At 64.0% G+C, this 4,975-nt stretch carries 4 protein-coding genes; all 4 read right to left on the bottom strand.

Features of this window, described 5'->3' with window-relative positions:
• Positions 1–332: 332 nt before the first annotated feature.
• Genes NKI47_RS34510 through mnmG form a run of 4 tightly spaced genes read right to left on the bottom strand, consistent with a single transcriptional unit; the run spans position 333 to position 4,621 of the window.
• On the bottom strand, positions 333–1,214 hold the full coding sequence (locus tag NKI47_RS34510) for a ParB/RepB/Spo0J family partition protein (protein ID WP_023675931.1): 882 nt from the start codon (positions 1,212–1,214) through the stop codon (positions 333–335).
• Positions 1,215–1,259: 45 nt separating this feature from the next.
• Positions 1,260–2,060: a ParA family protein gene (locus NKI47_RS34505; protein ID WP_084641031.1), complete on the bottom strand. Its 801-nt coding sequence runs from the start codon at positions 2,058–2,060 to the stop codon at positions 1,260–1,262.
• A gap of 33 nt (positions 2,061–2,093) precedes the next feature.
• On the bottom strand, positions 2,094–2,735 hold the full coding sequence (gene rsmG, locus NKI47_RS34500) for a 16S rRNA (guanine(527)-N(7))-methyltransferase RsmG (RefSeq protein ID WP_352596227.1): 642 nt from the start codon (positions 2,733–2,735) through the stop codon (positions 2,094–2,096).
• On the bottom strand, positions 2,732–4,621 hold the full coding sequence (mnmG, locus tag NKI47_RS34495; RefSeq protein WP_352596224.1) for a tRNA uridine-5-carboxymethylaminomethyl(34) synthesis enzyme MnmG: 1,890 nt from the start codon (positions 4,619–4,621) through the stop codon (positions 2,732–2,734). Before mnmG ends, rsmG begins: the two co-directional genes overlap by 4 nt.
• Positions 4,622–4,975 lie beyond the last annotated feature (354 nt).

Below are 4,975 nucleotides of genomic sequence, written 5' to 3'. Positions count from 1 at the left end.
CAGGTGACATTGGCGGCGATCGCCTTCAACATGCGCCGATGGGCCGCCATCACGGGATAGGTGCGCCCGCAGCCCGGCCGCCCGGGCCGAAACCGCCGCCGAACCCCAAACAAGGGAGCGGAGCTCACAAATACGAGCGAAATCCCTGCGATCCCGCCCCATCCAAACATCCCCGGTTACTGCGCAACAGGCCCACAGGGGGAGAAGGGAGAGCCGCGCCAAGCCTTCAACGCTGGCAAGACAAGCCGCGCACCCTGGAGTGAACAAGAGCTTGAGGCTTAGCAGAAGCAGCGTCTCTGCCCAACCCGGATATTTATGCGCCGGCTAACTACCTACTCCCGCTTCAGCCTTCGACAAAGCTCGTCGAGCTGCTCCAGCGTCCGGTAGGCGACGCTGATCACGCCGCCGCGCTGGTTGTGCTCGATCGTGACGATCATGCCGATCGTGCTGGTCATCAGCCGCTCCAGCGCCAGTGTGTCGGCATCCTTTTGCGGCGGTGCGGCGGGCTGGCGCTTTGCCGCCGGCGCGCCGACCGGCAGCTGCGCCAAGGCTTCGGCCTGGCGCACCGAAAGCCCCTCGTCGATGATCCGCTTGGCAAGCCCGGCCGGGTCGTCGGCCGTCACCAGGGTGCGGGCGTGGCCGGCCGAGAGCGCGCCGTCGACCAGCATGTCGCGAATGACGTCGGGCAGCTTCAGCAGCCTCAGCGTATTGGCGACATGGCTGCGGCTCTTGCCGATCACCTGGCCGAGATCGGCTTGGGTATAGCCGTGGTCGTCGATCAGCTGCTGGTAGCCCAGCGCCTCCTCGACCGGGTTGAGGTCGGTGCGCTGGACGTTTTCGATGATCGCCAGTTCGAGCGCCGTGCGATCGTTGACGTCACGTACGATGATCGGGATTTCGGTCAGCCCGGCGCGTTGCGCCGCGCGCCAACGACGCTCGCCGGCGATGATCTCGTAGCGGCCCGTTTGGGTTTTCGACGGCCGCGCCACCACCGGCTGCACCACGCCATGTTCGCGGATCGACTGGGCGAGGTCGGTCAGGTCGGCGTCGCCAAAATGCCGGCGCGGGTTCTTCGGGTTGGGGCTGAGGAACTCGATCGGCACCTTGCCGTCGGCCGCCAGCCCGGGCTTTTCCGGAGCCGCCGGGCGATCGATTTCGCCGATCAGCGCCGCCAGTCCCCGTCCCAGTCTTTTTCTCGAAGGGTCTTCGTTCATCGTCCGTCCAAATCGTTTCGGTATCGAATCGCTTGTTGGTTACTGCTAGGCGACACGCAATTTGCGCTCGCGGCGGATGACTTCCGAAGCAAGCTGCAGATAGGCCTGGCTGCCCGAGCATTTTAGGTCGTAGAGAATCGCCGGCTTGCCATAGGACGGCGCCTCGGAAACGCGGACATTGCGCGGGATGACGGTTTCATAGACCTTGTCGCCCATATGCGCCCGCACATCCTGCACCACCTGGTTGGCGAGATTGTTGCGCCCGTCGAACATGGTCAGCACGATGCCCTGGATCGTCAGGTCGGGGTTGATCGAGCGGCGCACCTGCTCGACCGTCTCCAAAAGCTGGCTCAGGCCCTCCAGCGCGAAGAACTCGCACTGCAGCGGCACCAGCACCGAATCGGCCGCAGCCATCGAATTCAGTGTCAGCAGGTTGAGCGACGGCGGGCAGTCGATCAGCACATAGCCGAAGTTGGCCGAGCGCTCGGCCGAAGCCCGCAGCGCGTTGCGCAGCCGCAGCACCCGATCCGGCGCCGAGGCGATTTCCATCTCGATGCCGAGCAGGTCGAGCGTCGACGGCACGATCGACAGGCCAGGCACCGCCGTCGGGATCGCCGCCGCTTCGAGATCCAGCTCGCCGGTCAGCACATCATAGGACGAGACGCTGCGGTCGCGCCGGTCGATGCCAAGCCCGGTGCTGGCATTGCCCTGCGGGTCGAGATCGACGATCAGCACCTGTTCGCCTATGGCCGCCAGCGCGGTGGCCAGATTGATGGCCGTCGTCGTCTTGCCGACGCCGCCCTTCTGGTTGGCGACGGTGATGATTCGGGGGCCGTTCTTCATCATGGGTCTATGCCAGAAATTCATTTGGGTCGCCGGTCACAAGCCAGGGTGCTGTCGCAAGTCGGATACTTCGAGAATGACGCCCTGCGCGTCGGTTGCACTGGCATGTTCTACCAGATCGAAAGACCATCGTTGAGCGCTTTCTGCCAATTCGGCGCGGTAATCCCGGCCTTTGTGAAACAGGCCGCGCGACCCCTTGGTCAGCCACGGTGCCGCCAGGTTGAGCAAAGCCGGCAGCGAGGCGAGTGCCCTGGCTGTGACGATTTGCGGTGCTGGAACAAGAGGATAGCTGTCGTCGATGCGGCGCGCGATAACCTTGGCGGGCAGGCTGAACTGTCCGATGACCGCTTGCAGGAACGATGCTTTTTTCCGGTTGCTTTCAACCAGGTCGATACCGGCGCCGTCCCGCTCGGCAAGCAAAAAGGCCAGCACAAGGCCCGGAAACCCACCGCCGGAGCCGAGATCGACCCAGCGCTTCGCCCCTGGTTTGATTCGCGCCAGCTGCGCGCTGTCGAGGATGTGGCGGCGCCAGACATCGTCCTGCGTCGATTGCGCGGCCAGATTGATCCGGCGGTTCCATTTCTGGAAGACGGCCTCGAACTCGACCAGGCGATCGAATGTTTCACGTGAAACCGGGCCCGCTGCCGTCTGCAGGTTTGCCCAGGACGCAGCGCTCACGCGACCTGCTTTCGCGCGGCCGCCTCGGCATTGCGGACATGGGCGACAATAATCGCCAGCGCCGCCGGCGTCATGCCTTCCATGCGTTGCGCATCGGCAATCGAGCGCGGCTGGCGTGCCAGCATCTTCTGCTTCAACTCGTTCGACAGGCCGGGAACAGAAGCAAAGTCGAGCGACTCGGGAATAAGCCTGCTCTCCTCATGCCTGATCTGCGAAACATCGGCCTGCTGGCGGTCGAGATAGACAGAATATTTGGCTTCCGTTTCAAGACGTTCGGCCGTTTTGCTGTCGATCGCCGCGAAAGCCGGCTCGACCCGCGCCAGCCAAGCGATGTCGACGCCGGGATAGGCCAGCAACTCATAGGCCGAGCGACGGACGCCGTCCCGGTTGATTTCGAGCCCATGGCGCGCTGCCTCATTGGGGGTCATGGTGGTGCCGAGGGCGAGCTGTCGCGCCTTCTCAAGGTCTTGCATACCATTGTTGAACCGCTGCATCCGCTCCGGCGAGGCAATCCCCAGCCTTATCGCCAGTGGCGTCAGCCGCTCATCGGCGTTGTCGGCTCGCAGCGAAAGCCGGAACTCGGCCCGCGAGGTGAACATGCGGTACGGCTCGGCGATGCCGCGGCTGGTCAAATCGTCGACCATCACGCCGATATAGGCTTCGGTGCGGCTCAGCACGATTTCTTCGCTCGCCGACGCCTTGCGCGCTGCATTCAAGCCGGCAAGCAGCCCTTGCGCGCCGGCCTCCTCGTAGCCGGTGGTGCCGTTGATCTGGCCGGCGAGGAAAAGGCCGGCGATCCGCCTGGTTTCCAGCGTTGGCTTGAGCTCGCGTGGATCGACATGGTCATACTCGATGGCATAGCCCGGCTGCAGCATGGTTGCCCGCTCCAGCCCCGGAATGGTCTTCAGGATGTCGAGTTGCACATCCTCGGGCAGCGAGGTCGAAATGCCGTTCGGGTACACCGTGTCGTCGTCCAGCCCTTCCGGCTCCAGAAAGATCTGGTGGCCTTCGCGGTCGCCGAACTTGACGATCTTGTCTTCGATCGACGGGCAATAACGCGGCCCGACGCCTTCGATCGACCCCGAATACATGGCCGAGCGGCCGAGATTGGCGCGAATCAGCTCGTGCGTTGCATTGGTCGTTCGGGTAATGCCGCAATGGATCTGCGGATTTTCGATGCGATCGGTCAGCAGCGAGAACGGCACGGGGTCCTCGTCCGCCGCCTGGCTCTCCAGTGACGCCCAATCGATCGTCCTGCCGTCCAGCCGCGGCGGCGTGCCGGTCTTCAGCCGCCCGAGCCTGAAGCCGGCGCGGCTCATCGTCGCCGACAGGCTGATGCTCGCCTGCTCGTTCATGCGGCCGGCGACGATCTTCTTTTCGCCGATATGGATCAGCCCGCGCAAAAAAGTGCCGGTCGTCAGCACCACGGCGCCGCAGGCGAACCTGCTCCCATCCGCCAATAGCACCGCCGCGATGCGTCCGTCGTCGATTTCCCCGTTGTTGATTTCGAAATCCAGCACCTCGCCTTCGATGACATCGAGGCCGGCCTGCTGGCGGATTGCCGCCTGCATGGCGAGGCGATAGAGTTTTCGGTCGGCCTGCGTTCGCGGACCACGCACCGCTGGCCCCTTGCGGCGGTTGAGCAGGCGGAACTGGATGCCGGCCGCATCCGCGACGCGCCCCATCAGCCCGTCCATGGCGTCGATCTCGCGAACCAGATGGCCCTTGCCGAGGCCGCCGATCGCCGGATTGCAAGACATCACGCCGATCGTGTCGAAGCGCAGCGTCACCAGCGCCGTCCTGGCGCCAGCCCGCGCAGCGGCACTGGCTGCCTCGCAACCAGCATGACCGCCGCCCACCACAACCACATCATAATGATTGGTCATTTCAGAATCCCGAATTCAAGTGGACCGACACATGTTCCTGGAGGCACGCGCTGTCAAGGACGCAGGGCGCTTCAGACGCATGACTGCCCCCGACAATGCAGACAGAGATCGCCTGGCGCCGTTTTGTCTAACCTTCTCCCCTTGTGGGAGAAGGTGGATTGGCGCGCAGCGCCAAGACGGTTGAGGGGTGCTGGACGGAATGCAGGTGATGCCAAGCTGGAACACCCCTCATCCGACCGAGCTTCGCTCGGCCACCTTCTCCCACAAGGAGGGCTTTGCACGGGAAGCGAAATCCTGGTTGGTGAGTTAATGGGGCTTTTTTGAAGGCCGGGAAAGCAGTTTTCGACGGCTTGG

This window comes from Mesorhizobium sp. M0633 (genome assembly GCF_040320645.1).
Lineage (GTDB): Bacteria > Pseudomonadota > Alphaproteobacteria > Rhizobiales > Rhizobiaceae > Mesorhizobium.
This window is presented reverse-complemented; position numbering and strand designations above follow the sequence as displayed.